This is a genomic window from Sphingomonas kyeonggiensis, assembly GCF_030812785.1.
GTDB lineage: Bacteria > Pseudomonadota > Alphaproteobacteria > Sphingomonadales > Sphingomonadaceae > Sphingomonas > Sphingomonas kyeonggiensis_B.
In genome coordinates this window covers 741,615-759,506 of record NZ_JAUSTJ010000003.1, presented here as the reverse complement: position 1 = coordinate 759,506, position 17,892 = coordinate 741,615, and the positions used below count along the sequence as shown (strand labels likewise).

General features: G+C 65.7%; 14 protein-coding genes. 7 read left to right on the top strand and 7 right to left on the bottom strand.

Features of this window, described 5'->3' with window-relative positions; all coding sequences use genetic code 11:
* Window positions 1-106 precede the first annotated feature (106 nt).
* Window positions 107-1,006: a hypothetical protein gene (locus J2W22_RS21075; protein ID WP_307120242.1), complete on the top strand. Its 900-nt coding sequence runs from the start codon at window positions 107-109 to the stop codon at window positions 1,004-1,006.
* Between the two features lie 127 nt (window positions 1,007-1,133).
* Here the strand turns inward: J2W22_RS21075 and J2W22_RS21070 are convergent, their stop codons facing one another.
* From J2W22_RS21070 to J2W22_RS21060, 3 genes are read right to left on the bottom strand one after another with little or no spacing between them, the layout of a single operon-like run.
* A complete protein-coding gene (locus J2W22_RS21070) occupies window positions 1,134-1,508 on the bottom strand; it encodes a hypothetical protein (RefSeq protein ID WP_307120241.1) in 375 nt (124 codons plus the stop codon).
* Between the two features lie 59 nt (window positions 1,509-1,567).
* Window positions 1,568-2,875: an amidohydrolase family protein gene (locus tag J2W22_RS21065; protein WP_307120240.1), complete on the bottom strand. Its 1,308-nt coding sequence runs from the start codon at window positions 2,873-2,875 to the stop codon at window positions 1,568-1,570.
* Window positions 2,875-4,296 carry an amidohydrolase gene (locus J2W22_RS21060; RefSeq protein ID WP_307120239.1) on the bottom strand — a complete coding sequence of 474 codons (1,422 nt, stop codon included), beginning with the start codon at window positions 4,294-4,296 and terminating at the stop codon, window positions 2,875-2,877. The genes J2W22_RS21065 and J2W22_RS21060 overlap by 1 nt, the downstream gene beginning before the upstream one ends.
* 199 nt (window positions 4,297-4,495) lie before the next feature.
* Here J2W22_RS21060 and J2W22_RS21055 point away from each other — a divergent pair, with 199 nt between their 5' ends.
* Complete coding sequence (locus J2W22_RS21055) at window positions 4,496-7,192, top strand: PAS domain-containing sensor histidine kinase (RefSeq protein ID WP_307120238.1); 2,697 nt, start codon at window positions 4,496-4,498, stop codon at window positions 7,190-7,192.
* Entirely contained in the window at window positions 7,193-7,807 is a 615-nt protein-coding gene (locus tag J2W22_RS21050) for a response regulator transcription factor (RefSeq protein WP_307120237.1), read from the top strand.
* A gap of 36 nt (window positions 7,808-7,843) precedes the next feature.
* Here the strand turns inward: J2W22_RS21050 and J2W22_RS21045 are convergent, their stop codons facing one another.
* Together J2W22_RS21045 and J2W22_RS21040 are read right to left on the bottom strand one after the other, a co-directional pair.
* Window positions 7,844-8,191 carry a hypothetical protein gene (locus tag J2W22_RS21045; RefSeq protein ID WP_307120236.1) on the bottom strand — a complete coding sequence of 116 codons (348 nt, stop codon included), beginning with the start codon at window positions 8,189-8,191 and terminating at the stop codon, window positions 7,844-7,846.
* A 117-nt stretch (window positions 8,192-8,308) separates the two neighbouring features.
* Window positions 8,309-9,649, bottom strand: coding sequence for an alginate export family protein (locus tag J2W22_RS21040; RefSeq protein WP_307120235.1), 1,341 nt, complete (start codon window positions 9,647-9,649; stop codon window positions 8,309-8,311).
* Between the two features lie 196 nt (window positions 9,650-9,845).
* Between J2W22_RS21040 and J2W22_RS21035 the strand changes: the two genes are divergently transcribed.
* On the top strand, window positions 9,846-11,732 hold the full coding sequence (locus J2W22_RS21035) for a methyl-accepting chemotaxis protein (RefSeq protein WP_307120234.1): 1,887 nt from the start codon (window positions 9,846-9,848) through the stop codon (window positions 11,730-11,732).
* 80 nt (window positions 11,733-11,812) lie between these two features.
* Entirely contained in the window at window positions 11,813-13,702 is a 1,890-nt protein-coding gene (locus J2W22_RS21030) for a methyl-accepting chemotaxis protein (protein ID WP_307120233.1), read from the top strand.
* Between the two features lie 70 nt (window positions 13,703-13,772).
* On the opposite strand, the gene J2W22_RS21025 is transcribed toward J2W22_RS21030, so the two are convergent.
* Both J2W22_RS21025 and flaF read right to left on the bottom strand, forming a co-directional pair.
* Window positions 13,773-14,051, bottom strand: coding sequence for a DUF1294 domain-containing protein (locus tag J2W22_RS21025; protein ID WP_307120232.1), 279 nt, complete (start codon window positions 14,049-14,051; stop codon window positions 13,773-13,775).
* 88 nt (window positions 14,052-14,139) lie between these two features.
* Window positions 14,140-14,502 carry a flagellar biosynthesis regulator FlaF gene (gene flaF, locus J2W22_RS21020; protein ID WP_307120231.1) on the bottom strand — a complete coding sequence of 121 codons (363 nt, stop codon included), beginning with the start codon at window positions 14,500-14,502 and terminating at the stop codon, window positions 14,140-14,142.
* A 115-nt stretch (window positions 14,503-14,617) separates the two neighbouring features.
* On the opposite strand from flaF, the gene J2W22_RS21015 reads away from it, so the two are divergent.
* On the top strand, window positions 14,618-17,017 hold the full coding sequence (locus tag J2W22_RS21015; protein WP_307120230.1) for an HAD family hydrolase: 2,400 nt from the start codon (window positions 14,618-14,620) through the stop codon (window positions 17,015-17,017).
* Window positions 17,014-17,832 (top strand): class I SAM-dependent methyltransferase, encoded by an 819-nt coding sequence (locus J2W22_RS21010; protein ID WP_307120229.1) that lies wholly within the window; start codon window positions 17,014-17,016, stop codon window positions 17,830-17,832. Before J2W22_RS21015 ends, J2W22_RS21010 begins: the two co-directional genes overlap by 4 nt.
* The last annotated feature ends 60 nt before the right edge of the window (window positions 17,833-17,892 follow it).

The following is a 17,892-nucleotide window of genomic DNA, read 5'->3' as shown; positions in this document are numbered from 1 at the left end:
GGACGCGAATAATGCTGGTGGAGAACGGCAACTCAATTAGATTACCCGAAGCAATATAGCGCTAGCGCGGTCAAATATGGCCTAATCTTGATGGCGGGGATTGAACGTGCCACTCTTCAACCGCTTCCGAAAACACGAAGCGATGCCGGCGAAAGATGCTCGGGAAAGAGATTGGCACGACCATATCACGCTTATCGTAGGTATTCTCGGCTTTGCAGTTCTCGTCATCGCAACGGTCATCACGCAGATAAATCAAGTATCGTCCGACAGAGACACCGCCGAAGCATTGCAGCGCTTCGCGACTATTGCAGAATCATCCAAGGCTGAAGTCTCCACCCTTCGCGATCAGGCTCGAGCAGCGGTCCTATCGGCCGAAGCAGCGAAATTGCAGGCGGATGCAGCGCAAAAGCAGGTGGAGGCCCTTGAGGCCAATGTCGCAATTTCACAACAGAATGCATCGATATCGAAGAAAATGGTCAACATTGCTGCAACAAATCTTGAATCGGAGATATTCTTCCGCGCACGCACTCTGGATGCAGCACGCCCAGTGTTCGACGTAAATATTATTGTTAAGAACGCTGAGCCAACTCAGACTGGCGACAGAATCTCTGCGTTTAGCTATGGCTTCAGTATACGGAACGCCGGACAGACAGCGTTCACGATAACCTATTACTCGACCACCGTCGAGGACGCGGATAAACTAGGCGTTATGCTGGGTACCATGGGGTCGGTCGGAACAGTTGTTCCCACGGGTGGTGTCGTTGCGATTGGAGAAACCCCCGTATCTCTATCCGATAAGGAAATGCGCCGCTTTCACGCCGGACAACATCCATTGCTGGTGAAGATAAATTTTTCCGTCGACGACTATCTTATGAAAGATCAGAAAGTTTGTCGCGCATTCACCGTATCATGGAGCGACAATGAACCTTTCGCACATAATAGTGATTGCGAATTTCCTGACCGCTTTCGAATCGTGAAGTTTGGCGAGACGGAAGCGGACGAATAGAATACTGACTAGAATCAGGCACAGCGGGATATTATCGCCGCCTCGCCGGTGTTGCCCTTCGCTTCGGCCGTAGACAGAAGCTGCCAGACTGCCTCCCGCGTCATAGATCATCGACACCCGCCCGAGCCTACCGGTCCGTGCGGCTGATGATCTTCGCCACGCCGTTCTTCGGGATGCCGATCATGTAGTTCACCCCGCCCTTGCAGGTGACGCGCCAGGTCGGAACGCCGTCCTGGTCGGCGATGCGGGTCGAGCTGTCGACATGGTCGCAGGGCAAGGGCGCGTCCTGGAGCGCGCGGATGAAGGTCGCGCCGCGCTGGGCGTCGTTCTGGGCTAGCACCGCAGCGCTGTAGTTCACCTCGGCCGTATTGCCCGCGGCGGGCTCGTCGGCGGCGTTGAGCGGCTCGGCGGTCACGGCGTCGTTGGCGGTCAGGTTGGTGTTGCTGGCGCCCCCGCAACCGGCGAGCGCAAGCGCGGCAAGCATCGGAACGATAATCCGCATCTTGATACTCCCCAGAAAGACGGTCCCGCAATCAATGCGGGACCGTAACCATTGTTCCGTCAGCGCTGATAGGCCTTGGGCAGCGCGCCTTCCTTCGGGTCGAGATAGCGCTGGCGCAGGCGCGTCCAGCGGTTCTCGAGCGGCTGCTCGACCCCGTCGATGATGACGTTGACCGCCGAGGTGCCGATCTCGAGCGGATCGCCGTCCCAGATCACCACGTCGCCGCGGCGGCCGGGCTTGAGCGAGCCGAACTCGCCGCCCAGGCCGAGCGCCTCGGCCGGCTTCGAGGTGATCGCCGCGAAGGCCGCGCCCCAGTCGAGCCCGGTCGCGCCGGGCACCTTGGTCAGCGCGACCAGGTTGCCGGCATATTGCTTCTCCCAGCGGGCCTGGCGCGCCTCGTCCTGGTTGATCGTGCCGATGCCGAGCAGCACGCCCGCCGCGGTCATCCGGCCGATGTTCGACTGGCTGGCGGCGAGCTGCTCGAAGCTCTCGGGCAGGTCGTTGAGCGCGGTGGCGATCACCGGCACGCCGGCAGCCGCGATCTGCGACGCGACGGTCCAGCCCTCGGTCGCGCCGACGAACACCAGCTTGAGCGCCGGCATTTCCTTCTTGAGCTGCAGCAGGACCAGGATGTCCGACGCACGCTCGACATGGACGAGCAGCGGCATGCGCCCCTGCACCACCGGCACCAGCGCCTCGGCATCGGCGCGGGTGAGGAAGGCGTCCTTGCCGCGATCGGTGTAGCTGCCCGGCGCGCGGACATAGTCGCGGACCTCGAACAGCACGTTCTTCAGCGCGGCATAGGCGGCCGGGCGGCTGCCGCCCGCGGCGCGCGCGCCAGCCTCGCCCCATTCCATGAACTGGAAGGCGCGCGGCTTGCTGACCGCGTCCATGTCCGATCCCAGGTCGATGATCGCGCCCTGGCCGGCGAAGATCGAGCCGCGATTGTCGGGTGCGACCACGGCGCGGGTGATGCCCTCGGCCCGGTTGATCGCGATCGGGGTCGACTTGGGATTGACCGCCGGGGTCACGTCGATCGCCGCGTGGAAGGGCGTGCCGCTCGCGCCGCTGTCGTTGGTCTCGTCGACACCGTCGACCTCGACGATGCCGAGACGGGTGAAGCCGGCGAAGATGCCGGGCGACACCCATTTGCCGCCCGCGTCGATCACGCGGATGCCGGCGGGCACTGCGACGCCGGGGCCGGCGGCGACGACCTTGCCGTCGCGGATCACGACGGTGCCGCCGTCGACCGGCTGGCCGCCATCGCCGATGACGAGCTTCGCATTGGTGATCGCCACGGTCTGCGCCATGGCGGGGGTGGCGAAGGCGAGCGCCGCGGTGGCGGCGAGAAGGAGCTTGCTGGTCATCACTTCACATCCCCCTCGCCCGGCTGGCCGAGCTCGAAATCGGAAACCGGGCGACGCTTCGGGTCCTTGGAATCGTACATCAGCGCGCCGTCGACCCAGACCATCTCGGGACGGGTGTAGACGCTGAACGGATTGCCGTTCCACAGGATGACGTCGGCCATCTTGCCGGGCTTGAGGCTGCCGGTCTTGTCGGCGATGCCCAAGGCCTTGGCCGGGTTGATCGCCAGCCAGGTCCAGGCATGTTCCTCGCTGATGTTCATCCCCGCCTTGATGCCCGAGGCGCGGGCCTTGGCGACTTCCTGGTTGAGCCGCTGGGTGCCGTTGCCGTCGTCCGAATGGATCATCGCGCAGGCGCCCTCCTTGTCGAGGATGGCGAGGTTCTCGGGCACCGCATCATAGGCTTCCATCTTGAAGCCGTACCAGTCGGCCCAGACCGCGGCGCAGGTGTTGTTGGCCTTGAGCAGATCGGCGATCTTGTAGGCCTCCACCGCGTGGTGGAAGGCCGAGACGTGGTAGCCGAACTCCTTGGCCATATCGAGGACGACGGCCATCTCGTCGGCGCGGTAGCAGTGGTTCTGGATGAGGATTTCGCCCTCCAGCACACCGCGAAGCGTATCCATCGCCAGATCCCGCGAAGGCGCCTCCCCGCCCTTCTCCTCATATTTGTCCCAGCGGCGCTTGTACTCGACCGCGCGGGCCCAGGTCTGGCGGTCCACCGCAATGTTGCCCATCCGGGTGGAGGGCATGCGGCCCTTCGAGCCATAGACGCGCTTGGGGTTCTCGCCGCAGGCCATCTTGAGGCCATAGGGCGCGCCGGGGAACTTCATCCCCTGCATGGTGCGGGCATAGACGTTCTTCACGACGACCGAGCGGCCGCCCATCAGGTTCGCCGAGCCGGGGAGGATCTGCAGTGTGGTGACGCCGCCATTGGCGAGCGCGCGGCCGAAGGCGGGGTCCTGCGGCCAGACGCTGTGCTCGGCCCATACCTCGGCGGTGACAGGGCCGGTCATCTCGTTGCCGTCCGAATTGGCCTGCACGCCAGGCACCGGATAGTCGCCCATATGGCTGTGGATGTCGATCACGCCGGGGGTGACATACTTGCCGCGCCCATCGATCACCGTGGCGCCGTCGGCGGCAAGATTCTGGCCGACCGCGACGATCTTGCCATCACGGAACAGCACCTGGCCATTGTCGATCCGCCCACCCTCGCCATCGAGCACGGTGACGTTGGTCAGCAGCGTCGGCGCGCCCGGATAGGCATGATAGGTCGAAGGGAAGGGATCGTGATTATACCCCTTGCCCTTGCCCGGGCCACTGGCCGCCGGAGCGGGGTCGGACGAGGCGGATTGCGCCCTGGTGCTGCTCGAATCGCAGGCTGCGAGCCCTGCCAGCGCACCAAAGATGATTAACGAGCGGATCAAGCGACTCTCTCCCCCTTGCGTAACGGTGCGGTGATCGCGCAGGTACCGTGCACTTGGCAAGCCATGCTTCTTCGCAAAGAGACTGAACCACTCTGGACTATCCCCATTTTCTCTTGTGCTTGATTGGTGTTATTGACAGTTCCCGGAAGGGGAAGGTGCATCGTTGCGCGTCGCAATTGACCCTGCCGAGCCGTCTCGCGTGACGGCCCCCGTGAACCGGCGGGTCGCCATCGGGCTCGCCGCTTTCGGGCTGGCATGCAGCCTGACCGCGTTCGCGGGATGGGTGTTCGACGTCCCCGATCTGCGCGGCTTCGGTTTCAACGATTTCCCGATCTGGCCCTGGACCGCGATCGGCTATGCCGCCCTATCGCTGGGCTTCCTGGCTTCCTTTGTCGACCGTCGGCGCGTGGCGATGAACCTGCTCGCCATCCCGCTGGTGATCGCCTTTGTCTCGCTGTTCGAGCGCTGGACGGAGATCGACCTGGGGGTCGACCGGTTGCTTTTCCCCGACCAGATCGTCGATTTCGCCTTCCCGTCCCCGGGTCGCGTCGGGATCAACCCGGCGGCGGTGTTCCTTGTGCTCGGCCTGGCCGGGCTCGGGCAATGCGTGCGTGACCTGGTGGCCAAGGAGATGCGCAGCCTGGTCGCGATGATCGCGCTGGGCCTGGCCGCCGCGGCGGCGATCATCATCCTGTTCTCGCACCCCGGCACCAGCCCCAGCGTGCCCCTGCTGACCACCTCCCTGCCCGCGGCGATCATTTCGATCTCGCTAGCGCTGGCGGCGATCGCCTGGAACAGCGGCTTCACCTGGATGCGCGCACTGGCCCGCGATCCCAGCAACCGGCGCGTGCTGCGCATCCTGCTGCCCGCCGCGCTGATCCTGCCGGTGCTGCCCGCGGTGCTGGAGCTGGTGCTGGCCCGGCGGATGGTGTTCGCAGCGGCGCCCGGCCAGCTGCTGGCGATGCTCGGCAACGTGCTGATCGTCGGCACCATCGCCTATTGGGCGGTCACCCGCGTCGCACGCGAGCAATCCGCCCAGGTTGAGCTCAGCGAGGCGATCGACGTCACCACCATGGCGCTCACCGCCCCGGACGGGCGGATCGTCCACTGGTCCGAAGGCGCGGCCGAGCTGTTCGGCTGGACCGCCGAGGAGGCGTGCGGGCAGAACAAGTATCTGCTGCTCCGCTCACGCTGCGAAAGCCCCGAGTCCAGCCTGCCCCGCCGACCTCACGGCGAGGCGTTGGAACTGGTGGAGATCACCCGCGACGGGCGCGAGATCGCCATTCACGAGCGGATCCACCGGGTGGAGATTACGGGCCGCGAGCCGGTGATCGTCCACAAGATGACCGACATCTCCGACCGCGCCCACACCGTGGCAGCACTGCGCGAGAGCGAGGAGCGCCTCGCCATCGCCACCGCCACGCACGAGGTGGGCGTGTTCGAATGGGACGTTGCCACAGGCCGGATGAGCTGGGCGCCCGGCGCCGAGGAGCGGCTGGGCCTCGTGCCCGGTTCGGTCACCAGCTTCGACAGCTGGCGCGACCAGATCGAGCCCGAGGATGCCGAGGCGGTGATCGAGACGATCGAGCTGGCCGTCGCCGATCGCGCGCCGCGCTTCAGCTTCCGCTACCGGTTCAAGGAGCGCAACGGATCGGTCCGCGCCGTCGAGGGCTCGTCGCGCGCCTTCTACGATACCGAGGGCAACCTGACCCGCACCATCGGCGCGATGCTCGACGTCACCGAACGGGAGGAGCGCGAGGCTGCGCTGCGCCGCCGCGAGGCGCAGCTCCGATCGATCATCGAGACGGTGCCCGAGGCGATGCTCGCGGTGGACGAGGAAGGCACAATCCGGGTGTTCAGCACCGCGGCGGAGGAGCTGTGGGGTTATCGTGCTCATGAGGTGCTGGGCCATAATTTCTCGATGCTCACCCCCTATCCGCGCGACGACGAGGCGGAGGCCGAGGCGGAATCGCGGCTGAGCGCCTTCCTGAAGGGGGGCAAGCCGCTCGAACCCGGCCAGACCATCGCCGCCGCCGGCCTCAACCGCGAGGGCGATCGCTTTCCGATGGAGGTCCGCGCCAGCGTCGCACAGATCGACGGGCATTCGCTCTACACGCTGTTCGCCCGCGACCTGACCAAGCAGTTCGAGGCGGAGGAGCGGCTGAGCGAGCTCAACGCCGAACTCGCCCATGTCGGCCGCCAGTCGGCGATGAGCGAACTGGCCGCCGACATGGCGCACGAGCTCAACCAACCGCTCGCCGCAACGTCGAATTTCCTCGCCGCAGCGCGTATGTTGCTCGACAAGGGAGAGGATTTCGAACGCGTAGGCGAACTCCTCCGCATGGCCAACGAGCAAACGTTGCGCGCAGGCGAAATCATCCGGCGACTGCGCAGCTTCACGATGCGGGGCGACGTCGATCTGCGGGTTACGCCGCTGGGGCCGACCATCCGAGATGCGGCCGATCTTGTCCTCATAGGAACCAGCCAGTTCAATATAAGGCTGACTTACGATCTCGACCCCGACGTGCCTTGCGTCTTCGCGGATCGTGTGCAGGTGCAGCAAGTTGTAGTCAATCTTCTGCGCAATTCTATAGATGTTCTTCGCAAACAGGATGCGATCGATCGCCGGATCACGGTAAGTTCGCGCAAGTCCAGCGAAGATATGATTGCAATAGAAATCGCCGATAGCGGCCCGGGCATACCGGAACCAATGCTCGACCAACTCTTTTCTCGTTTCACGACGACGAAGAAAGAGGGTGCCGGAATGGGTATTGGACTTTCTATCAGCAAGCGTATCATCGAGGCTCATGGTGGGACGCTGAGCGCGGAAAATCGGCCAGAGGGTGGCGCGGTCTTCCGCTTCACGTTACCGACCACGGAACAGGGTGGAGAGTAGATGACAAAAACGGTCTATATCGTGGACGACGACGATGCCGTCCGTGCCTCGCTGCACAGCCTCCTTTCTCTCCGATCAGATCTGGTGATCCGGGCCTTTCGCTCGGGAGACATATTCCTGGAATCGCTGCCGGACCTCGATCCGGGCGTCCTCCTGCTCGATTTCCACATGCCGGGATCGACCGGCCTGGACGTGCTCCAGGCGGTTGGCAACGATCCGAAGTTCGTGGCGATCATCCTGACCGGACAGGGCAATGTCGGGCTGGCGGTGCAGGCGATGAAGGCGGGCGCGCTCGATTTCATCGAGAAGCCCTATGAGGCCGAGTTCCTGATGACCGCGATCGATCTCGCCTTCTCGCGGCTCGAGGAAGGCAATGAAGCGGCGTCGCGGGTCAATGTCGCCGAAACGAAGATCGGCAAGCTCTCGCCGCGCGAGCGGGACGTGCTGAAGGGCCTGATCGAAGGGCGATCGAACAAGATCATCGCCTATGAGCTCGACATCAGTCCGCGCACGGTGGAGATCTACCGTGCCAACCTGATGGAGAAGCTGGAAGTGCGCAGCCTTTCCGAGGCGCTGCGCATCGCCTTTGCCGCAGGCATGTTCCCCAAGAACTGAAACAGGGAGCCGGGGTCCCCGCAAGGACCCTGGCCTTCAGCGCTCCGGATAGCCCCAGCCAGGCAGCATCGCCTCGATCGCAAGGGCAGCGTCGTCCCGGGATACCCGCGGCAGTGCTGCGTCGGTCGCTACGCCGCCGATCACTGCAATTTCCCGCCAGCGCGTGTCGGCGCGCAGAGCGGCTTCGCCGCCGGTGCGCCCGGCGAGCGCAACATCGTCGATGATCAGCACCGGCCCTTTGGCGAGCCACCGCTCGACGCGCGGATCGTCGATGTCATGGATCGTCACGAGGTCCGCGCCCGCCATCGACAGACGCGCGATCAGCGTGCTGCGGAGGCCCGCCTCACGCACAACCAGCACCAGCAATGGAAACGACGGGCTCACCTGGCCCTCCTGCATTTGCGACCCGGACTTGCTGCCCGCGGATGATGGGATGTATGCGAGATCATGCAGGTCCCACCATCCGTGGCTTCTACCTAAAGGTCTCTCCGCAATCCGAAATCAGAAGCTGAGGGTCAGGTCGGCGTGCACGAACTTGGTGTCGCCGGTGCGCGGCGCATTGGGTGCATCGTGCAGGAAGGCTCCCTTGGCGAGCCAGGCCGAACCGAGCTCGAAACGCAGCTTCTGCGGGACCAGCCAGCGGCGCGCGCGCAGCTCGAACTGGACGCCGCCAAAGGTATCGGTCTTGCCGGTCCGATCGATCACGCCGGTCGAGGCGAAGCTGTCGACTGCCGAGGCGAGCCATGCGCCACGCACCGATGCCATCAGGTCGAGCCGCTTCGACGGGCGCGCCTCGAAGCGTACGCCCGGCGACACGATATTGGCGCGGCCGAACGCGCCATAGAGCGAGAGCGGGCCGAAATCGGCACGGCGCGCGCCATATAGGGTGTCGAAGCGCGTGAAAGTGTTCGGATTGGCCGTCTCGCCGCTGGCATAGTCGAACAGCGCGGCGACGCGCGGCGCCCATTTGCCATCGAAGGTCCAGCCGCTCTCGGCATGGACGAAGCCGGCGCGGACCTTGAGGTCGCGCACATCGGTGACTGCGGCGGTGGCGCGGGCCAGGCCGCGCTGGAGCGCCGCCTCCACCTCATAGTCGAGCGCATTCTTGGCCGGCGCCCGGCGCAGGCGCGCACCGAAGGTGACGAGGCGGCGGTTGCGCGTCGGATGGGTGGTGCGATCATGCTCGATCAGGCGGAAGCCATAGGTCTCGAGCGAGGTGTTACCGTAGAGCTTGGCCAACATCGCGTTGCCGCCGAAGAACTCGATGTTTTCCGTCGCGCGGTCGAGCTGGACCTTGTTGTCGTAGATATCCGCGGGGGTTTCGGGCAGCGCGGTGAAGGGGCGCGTCCAGAACAGGACCAACTGGTTCTTGTTCTTGTCCTTCGCCTCGATCTTGGCGCCCAGATAGGTGGGCACGCCGTTCGGGAAGTCGGTGCGGCCGACGAGGCGGCTTGCGCCGATGTCCATCGCGAACTTGCCGCCGGTGATCTGCACGCCCTTGACCGGACGCCAGGCGAGATAGGCCTGGACGGGCTCGAGGTCATTGATCTCGCTGGTGCGCACCGAGCTCTTGTCGCTCTCGCCATAGCCGCGCGCATCCACCACTTCGCCGACCAGCGTGAACGCGCCGATCTCCGCCTTCGCCGCCACCATGGTGCGGAACGAGAGGAAGCTGTCGCTCTCCGGCGTGTTCGGGCGGAACTGGCCGCCGATCGTCTCGGCACGGACGCGGACGCTGCCGGTCACGCTGAGCTTGACCTTGTCCTGGGCAAGCGCCGGCGCAGCGGAGACGAAAGGCAGGATCGCCGCACAGGCGAGAGAGATGCGAACGGAACGGGACACGGGGAACTCCGGAAATGGTTACCCGTCGAATTATAGGATGATCCGTAAACTCCAGACCCCACCCTGTGGAAACTACGCAGTCCGGGAACGGGCCGCCACTTGGTCCTATAATGAAGGGTATTTTCGCGCCCGTCAGGGCTCCCCTGTCAATCGCGGTGCCCGTCACGAAGGGTGCCGGAAGCTAGTGGAATTAAGAATGCTCGGCACAATCAACAGCTGGCCCCTCGCAAAGAAGATGCTGGTGGCCTTCGCCCTTATCGGCACCCTGGTCCTTGGCCTGGGTATCAACGGCTATGTGTCGAACAAGACGCTGAGTGGCGTCGCCACCCGGCACGTCGAGAATGGCATCACCGGGCTTTCCGGCCTGACCGATGTTCTCGCCGACATCCGCGAGCTCCGGATCATCGTCTACAGCTATTACAATGCTGCGACCCCGAAGGACGAGGCGAGCCTGGTGGAGCGCCGCGCCAAGGGCGAGGCCAAGCTGCTGGCGGACATCGATGCCTATCGCAAGGTAGCCGGTGATGACTTCAGCGCCGATGTCGACGGCCTGCGTGCCCGCGCGACCGAGCTGATCGCCGCCAACAAGACGATCTTCGACCTGCGCGCCGCGAATGACCTGGAAGGCGCTGTCAAGGCGATCAAGGGCGTCGGCAAGGAAAAGTCGCACGACGCGATCGAGGCGGCCGACAACCTGCTGACCCGCACCCGCGAGCGCTCGGCCAAGGACAATGAATATGGCGAGGGCCAGACCACCTTCGCACTCATCATGACGATCCTGCTGTCGCTGGTCTCCTTTGCTGGCCTGGGCGGCATCTGGCTCGCGATCAACCGCACCGTCGCCAACCCGATGGCCAAGCTGACCGAAGCGACCACCGTGCTCGCCCAGGGTGGCGAGGCCGAGGTGCCGAGCCGCGACCGCAAGGACGAGCTGGGCCAGATCGCCAATGCCGTCGAGCAGTTCCGCCTGGGCACCAAGGCCCGCGCCGAGGCCGATGCCCGCTCGGCCGCCGAGCTGCGCGACGTGATGGACACGCTGCGCGACACGCTGCAGGCGCTGAGCCGCGGCGACCTGACCGCCGAGATCACCGCCGCCTATCCGGCCGCCTATGCCGAACTGAAGACCAACTTCAACGAGGCGGTGACCAGCCTGCGCACGCTGATCGGCTCGGTGATGGAATCTACCGCTGCGATCAACACCGGCTCGAGCGAAATCGCCTCGGCCTCCGAAGACCTGGCGCGCCGCACCGAAGCCAATGCCGCGAGCCTCGAGGAGACTTCGGCCGCGATCGCCCAGATGGACGAGCGCCTGAAGGCGATGGCAGGATCGGCCGGCCGCACCGTGGAGCGTGCCGACGGCGCGATCACCACCGTCTCGGGCGGCCGCGCGATCGCCGACGAAGCGGTGCAGGCGATGACCCGCGTGGCGGACAGCGCCAAGGGCATCGACAGCGTCATCGAAGGTCTCGACAAGATCGCCTTCCAGACGCGCGTCCTCGCGATGAACGCCGCCGTGGAAGCCGGCCGTGCCGGTGAGGCGGGCCGCGGCTTCGCGGTGGTCGCCGACCTCGTCTCGGCCCTCGCGATGCGCGCCGAAGAGGAAGCCGGCCGCGCCCGCGACCAGCTGACCGCCACCCAGACCGACATCGTCGCCGCCGTGGAGATGGTCGAGAAGGTCGATGGCGCGCTCGCCAACATCTCGGGCGACGTGAGCGAAGTCCACTCGCTGCTTGCCGAGATGGCGACCGACAACCAGGCCCAGTCGACCGCGATCACCCAGATCAGCGCCGCGATCGGCATGATGGACCAGGGCACCCAGCAGAACGCTGCGATGGTCGAGCAGACCTCTGCCGCCGCGCGCAATCTGAGCTCGGAAGTGAGCTCGCTCGCCGAGCAGGCCAGCCGCTTCACCGTCGGCGCTACCGCGGCCCGCCCGGCGATGCGCCCGGCCCCCACTCCCACCCCTTCGCGCCCGGCCAAGCCGGTCGCCAAGAAGAACGCGACCTATGTTTCCCCGGTGAAGGCGCTGCCCATCACCACAGCTGTTGCCAGTGGCGGCGACGACGACTGGACGTCGTTCTGACGCCGTGACGCATCGATCCTAACCAATTGGGGAAGCGGGCTCGGGGGAGAGCCCGCTTCTTTTTGCAGGAGTGCAAAACCATGAATCTTCTCGCGAAGTTCAAGATTCCAACCAAGATTCTCGCGCTCGTGATCATGATCGCGGGCGTGGGTTTCGCCGTATCGCTGTTCGGCACCAACGCGCTCGACTCGATCACCGCGAAATATTCGACGCTGGTCGAAGAGCAGATGCCCGTTTCCACCGCGATGGCCCGCGCCAATCGCCGCGGCACGGACATCGCCTACAGCGCCTATCGCGCGCTCGCCTATGATGGCGCCTCCAAGGAAGCACGCGAAACGGTAGGCCAAGAGCAGGCAAGCTTCGAATCGGCCAACAAGCTGTTCGACAATGCGGTGCAGCTCCAGCCGGAACTGAAGCCGCAGATCGAGGACTTCCGCACGCGGATGGCCAAGGTCCATGAGCTCGCTGCCCGCGCCATCCAGTTCGGCCTGCGCAACGACAACGACAATGCGCGTTCGACGCTCGCCGAAATGGACCCGCTGATGAACGCGCTCGCGGCGGACATGGTCAAGTTCAACGACGCGATCATCGCCGACGGCAAGAAGGAATCGGACACGCTTTCGGACTCGGCCGACGCGACCTCGACCCTGATGCTGACGATCAGCATCATCTCGACCCTGCTCGCGCTGGGCGTGGCCTTCATCGTCTCGCGGGCCGGGATCACCCAGCCGCTTGCACGCCTGCAGGACACCATGCGCACCCTCGCCGGCGGCAACAACCGCGTCGAGGTGCCGGGCACCGACCGCGGCGACGAGCTCGGCGACATGGCCAAGACCGTGCTGGTCTTCCGCGACGCCGCCCAGGCGCAGGAAGCCGCTGCCGCCGCCAAGGCCAAGGCCGATGCGGAACAGAAGATGGTCGTCGAGACGCTGGGCGACAATCTCGGCGACCTCGCCAAGGGTGACCTGACCGCGTCGATCACCCGGGAGTTCCCGGGCGAGTACGTCCAGCTCAAGACCAACTTCAACGAAGCGGTCAGCAGCCTGCGCACGCTGATCGGATCGGTGATGGAATCGGCCGCGACGATCAACACCGGCTCCACCGAGATCGCCCAGGCGTCGGAAGACCTCGCCCGCCGTACCGAGAGCAACGCTGCGTCGCTCGAGGAGACCTCGGCCGCGATCAGCCAGATGGACCAGCGCCTGAAGGTGATGGCAGGCTCGGCCGGCCGCACCGTGGAGCGGGCGGACGGCGCGATCAGCACCGTCTCGGGCGGCCGCGCGATCGCCGACGAGGCGATGCAGGCAATGACCCGCGTCAGCGACAGCGCCAAGGGCATCGACTCGGTCATCGAAGGTCTCGACAAGATCGCCTTCCAGACGCGCGTTCTGGCGATGAACGCCGCCGTCGAAGCTGGCCGCGCCGGCGAGGCCGGCCGTGGCTTTGCGGTGGTCGCCGATCTCGTCTCGGCCCTGGCGATGCGCGCCGAAGAGGAAGCCGGCCGCGCCCGCGACCAGCTGACCGCCACCCAGACCGACATCGTCTCGGCCGTGGATGCAGTGCAGAAGGTCGATGGCGCCCTGGCCAACATCTCGAGCGACGTGGGCGAAGTGCACACGCTGCTCGCCGAGATGGCTGCGGACAACCAGGCGCAGTCGGCTGCGATCACCCAGATCAGCACCGCGATCGGCACGATGGACCAGTCGACCCAGCAGAACGCTGCGATGGTCGAGCAGACCTCGGCGGCGGCGCGCAACCTGAACACCGAAGTGAATGCGCTTTCGGAGCAGGCCAGCCGCTTCACCGTCGGCGCCGCCACCGCGGTGCGCCCGGCGATGCGCCCGGCCCCGACGCCCGCCACCCGGGCGCCGAAGCCGGCCGCCAAGAAGAACGGCTATGTCTCGCCGGTGAAGGCGCTTCCTGCTGCTGCCGCGGCAATGGATGGCGGGGACGACTGGGCCAGCTTCTGAGTCCTGTCCTCAACGCAAGAAAAGGGGCGTCCCGGCTTCAGCCGGGACGCTCTTTTCTTGTGGGCGCCGCTCAAGCCCGCAAACTGAAGATCAGCAGCCCTGCCCCGATCCCCAGTTGCCCCAGCGCGATCAGCCAGAGCCGGGTCGTGAAGGGCCGCTTGCGGGTCTTGTGCCGGAACAGCCGCCGCGCCGCGAACGCGCCCAGCGAGCCGCCGATCAGGGCCAGGCCGAGCAGATCGGCTTCGGGAATGCGCCGCATGCCGGCGACTGCGCGCCTTTTATCCTGCCAGAAACGCAGGATCGTCCAGAGATTGATGAGCAGGACCCAGGTGAAGGCGGCGATGAGCATCGGCCGCTCCTAGCCGGGATCCGGGCCGACGAAAAAGGGCGCCGCGGCTTTCGCCGGGCGCCCTTTTCTCTTCAGCCGGATCGCAGGATCAGGCGGCGACGCGCTGCGGAACGCGGAGGCCTTCCATGATCATCCGGTTCACTTCGATCAGCTCGCGGATCCGCTCGCGCCCGGCGATCACGTCGCTGGTGAAGCGATCGACCCAGAGGCCGAGCGAGACGATCTGCGCGCGCAGGTCACGCGGCAGGCCGTTATTGGGATCGTTGCAATCGTTGCTGAAGGCGTTCCACATCTCACGGTTGCGATGCAGCGACGGCATCAGCAGCGCGCCCTTCGCGCCCCGCTCTTCCGCTTCCATCATCTCGCCGGTGATCTCGCCCAACAGCCTGAGCTCTGCCGAGCGCGGCGTTTCGGCCCGGGCACGGGCCGCCTGATAGGCACTAAGGGTCATGCTCGCTCCATTTGCTTGACCCTTCATTCTAGGACGATTGCGAACGTTCCGGGCGCGTACATCCTATAAGATTAGTGCGCCCTCCGAAATGCGGGCGCGCATCCGGGGAAAATCATTGGCCAACACCATTCTTCCGCACGCGCTGCCGACCGCGCTCGATGCGTATCCGGGCGTGACCTTGCTCTCGCTCGACTGCTTCGACACGCTGCTGTGGCGTGACGTGCACGCCCCGCGCGACCTGTTCGGCGCGCTTGGCGAAGCCAATCTGCTTCAGCGCGGCTGGGCCGAGCAGACCGCGCGGAGCACCGCCGCGGTCCGCCACCGCCGCAACGAAGTCCATATCGACGAGATCTATGCCGAGCTGCTGCCGAACGCGAGCGCAGCCGAACGCGCAGCCGCGGTGCGCGACGAGCTCGATGCGGAAGCGCGCCACTGCTTCGCCTTCAAGCCGACGGTCGAGCTGATGCGCGCGGCCAAGGCCCGCGGCATCGAGACGATCATCGTCTCCGACACCTATCTCGACGAGAAGCAGTTGCGCGGCCTGATTGCTGCAGCGGCGGGTGAGGAAGTCGCCGGTCTGATCGGCCGCATCTTCTGCTCGTCCTTCTATGGCAAGGCCAAGGGCGAGGGCCTGTACGAGCCGGTGCTCCGGGCGCTCAAGATCGCGCCGGAGAAGATCCTGCACATCGGCGACAACAAGAAGGCCGATGTCGACGGCGTTGCCCCCTTCGGCGTGAACACGCTGCACCTCAAACAGTTCACCGAAGGCAGCGAGCAGCGCATCCGCCTGGAAAGCGCGATCAACGCGATCTTCCACCCCACCGAGGCGCGCACCGCCCTCACCCATCAGCCGCACCGCGCGACGATCGCGGCTTATGAGCCGCAGCTCGACAACGCGGCGGAGGTGCTCGGCTACACCACGCTCGGCCCGGTGCTCAACGGCTTCGACCGCTGGCTGGGCGACGAAGCCGCCGCGCTCCAGGCACAGAATGGCGGCAAGGTCCATGCGGTGTTCCTGATGCGCGACGGCTATCTGCCCCAGCTCGTCCACGAAGCGCGCGGCGGCACCGGCCATGCCGTGGAGATCAGCCGCTTCACCGGCACGGCCTCCTCGCTGACCGATGCCAAAACCGTCGAGAACTATCTCCAGCGCGAGATCATGAGCGATCTCAGCGTCGTGGCCAAGCAGCTGCTGTTCCCGGCAGCCGAAGCCGCCAAGCTGGTCAAGGATCATGGGCGCCCGCCCGCCTTTCTCAAGGCCGTGCAGGATCCGCAGCGCATGCGCCGCATCACCGCTGCCTCGCGCGCCTTTGCCGAGCGGATGATCGCGCATGTTCGCAAGGCGGTGAACCCGGCCAAGGGCGACACGCTGATGCTGGTCGACCTGGGCTATAACGGCTCGGTCCAGAACGACATCGAAGCGGTGCTCGCCCGTGCCCTCGATGTGAAGGTCGCCGGCCGCTACCTGGTGCTGCGCGAGCAGTCGCGCAGCGGCTTGGACAAGAAGGGCTTCATCGGCCACGACGATTATGACTGCACCGCGCTCGAATCGCTGTGCGCAAACGTCGCGGTGCTCGAGCAGCTCTGTACCGCCGCCCAGGGTTCGGTCGTCGACTATGAGAAGGACGGCACCTCGATCCGCCGCGGCAACTCGATCAAGTCGCGCCAGTCCACGGTCCGCGACGCGGTGCAGGCAGGCTGCCTGCGCTTTGTGCACGACGAAGGCAGCGTGACGATCCGCGGCGCCCGAGCGCCGCACGAGACGATGATGTGGCGCCGCGCCGCCGCCGCCGTGCTCGGCCGGCTGATGTACGTGCCGCTCGAGGCCGAGCTCGCGGTGCTCGGCGAGTTCGAGCACGACATCAACCTGGGCGTCGACAACACCGTCTCGCTGTTCGACGCCGGCATCGCGAAGAAAAGCCTGCGCCAGCGCGGGCTGTCCTACATGAAGGGCGCAGACCGGATGTACCTGCCGGCCGAGCTGCACGGCGAGGGGCTGGCGGTGAAGCTCAGCCTGCTTGCCCAGCGCCGCTTCGCCATGCCGCTCAAATACCAGGACTTTGTCGACAATTCGATCGCGCTGCCGCTGATCGTCGCCGACGGCAACCAGGTCTCGACCGGCAAGGTCACCGCCACCCCGACGCATGACGGCTATTATCTGGCGCCCATCCCGATCGGCGACAGCCGATTCTCGGTGGGCGTCCAGTTCGGCCAACTCTACGATTATGTGCAGGTCGAAAGCGCCAGCTTCATGCCGGTCGACCGATTCCTGAGCGACAAGCAACATGCCGATGGCAACCAGGAGATCGATGCCCTGCCCTCGCTCGAGGGTATGGAGCAGGTCGCCCCGCATCTCTTCCGCTGCGAGAACGAGTTCGGCTTCATGATGGTCCCGCCTCCGCCGCGGCAGGGGGACCGGCCGATGATGCTCGCGCTCGTGTTCCGCCCGATCGCCGCGCGCCAGGCCGCGGTGCCCCAGACCGCCCCTCACATCTTCGCGGGAGCCAACGCATGACGCTTCTGATCCATTCCATGTCGGAATTCTCGGACCTGATCCTGCACGGTCTGCACATCGCCGGCGCGCGCAACATCGCCGAGGTCGGCGCCGAGTTCGGCGGCATGTCGCAGCAGCTCGCCGCCTATGCGCGCGCGCTGGGCGGCAGCCTGACCAGCATCGATCCCTGCCCCAAGCCCGAGTTCGTCGCCTGGGCGAGCCAGACGCCCGAAGTGCGCCACATCGCCGAGCCGAGCCTCGATGCGATGCCGGGCCTGAAGGACGTCGATGCCTGGGTGATCGACGGCGACCACAATTACTACACCGTCTACAACGAGCTGCGCATCGCCGACGAGCTCTCGCGCCGCGACGGCAAGCACTTCCTTGCCATCCTGCATGACGTCTCCTGGCCCTGCGCCCGCCGCGACTTCTACTACGCACCCGAGCGCATCCCCGCCGAGCACCGTCACGCCTACAGCTATGATGCAGGGGTGGTCCCCGGCGATGCCGGCTGGCGCGAGAATCGCGGCTTCCGCGGTGGCGGCCATTTCGCCTGGGCGTTGCAGGAAGGCGGCCCGCGCAACGGCGTGCTGACCGCCGTGGAGGATTTCCGCGCCGAGGCACAGACCGACGCCCGCCCGCTCGCCTGGGCGCATGTGCCCGCGGTGTTCGGCCTGGGCATGCTGTTCGACAGCTCGGCACCCTGGGCGCCGGCGCTCGCCGAGATGATCGTGCCCTGGCACAACAACAAGCTGCTTGCCGCGCTCGAGACCAACCGGCTGCAGAACTATCTCCAGGTGATCGAGTACCAGGACCGCGCCACGGCCGCGGCCTAACCAATTTGCCGGTGCGGCCGCACCGCACCGGCAAATCCTTCCTATAATTCTGGAAACAAC

Coding starts and splice junctions, on each gene's coding strand:
- J2W22_RS21030 (WP_307120233.1), top strand. CDS start 11,813: ATGAATCTTCTCGCGAAGTTCAAGATTCCAACCAAGATTCTCGCGCTC.
- J2W22_RS21035 (WP_307120234.1), top strand. CDS start 9,846: ATGCTCGGCACAATCAACAGCTGGCCCCTCGCAAAGAAGATGCTGGTG.
- J2W22_RS21025 (WP_307120232.1), bottom strand. CDS start 14,051: ATGCTCATCGCCGCCTTCACCTGGGTCCTGCTCATCAATCTCTGGACG.
- J2W22_RS21070 (WP_307120241.1), bottom strand. CDS start 1,508: ATGCGGATTATCGTTCCGATGCTTGCCGCGCTTGCGCTCGCCGGTTGC.
- J2W22_RS21010 (WP_307120229.1), top strand. CDS start 17,014: ATGACGCTTCTGATCCATTCCATGTCGGAATTCTCGGACCTGATCCTG.
- J2W22_RS21065 (WP_307120240.1), bottom strand. CDS start 2,875: ATGACCAGCAAGCTCCTTCTCGCCGCCACCGCGGCGCTCGCCTTCGCC.
- flaF (WP_307120231.1), bottom strand. CDS start 14,502: ATGACCCTTAGTGCCTATCAGGCGGCCCGTGCCCGGGCCGAAACGCCG.
- J2W22_RS21050 (WP_307120237.1), top strand. CDS start 7,193: ATGACAAAAACGGTCTATATCGTGGACGACGACGATGCCGTCCGTGCC.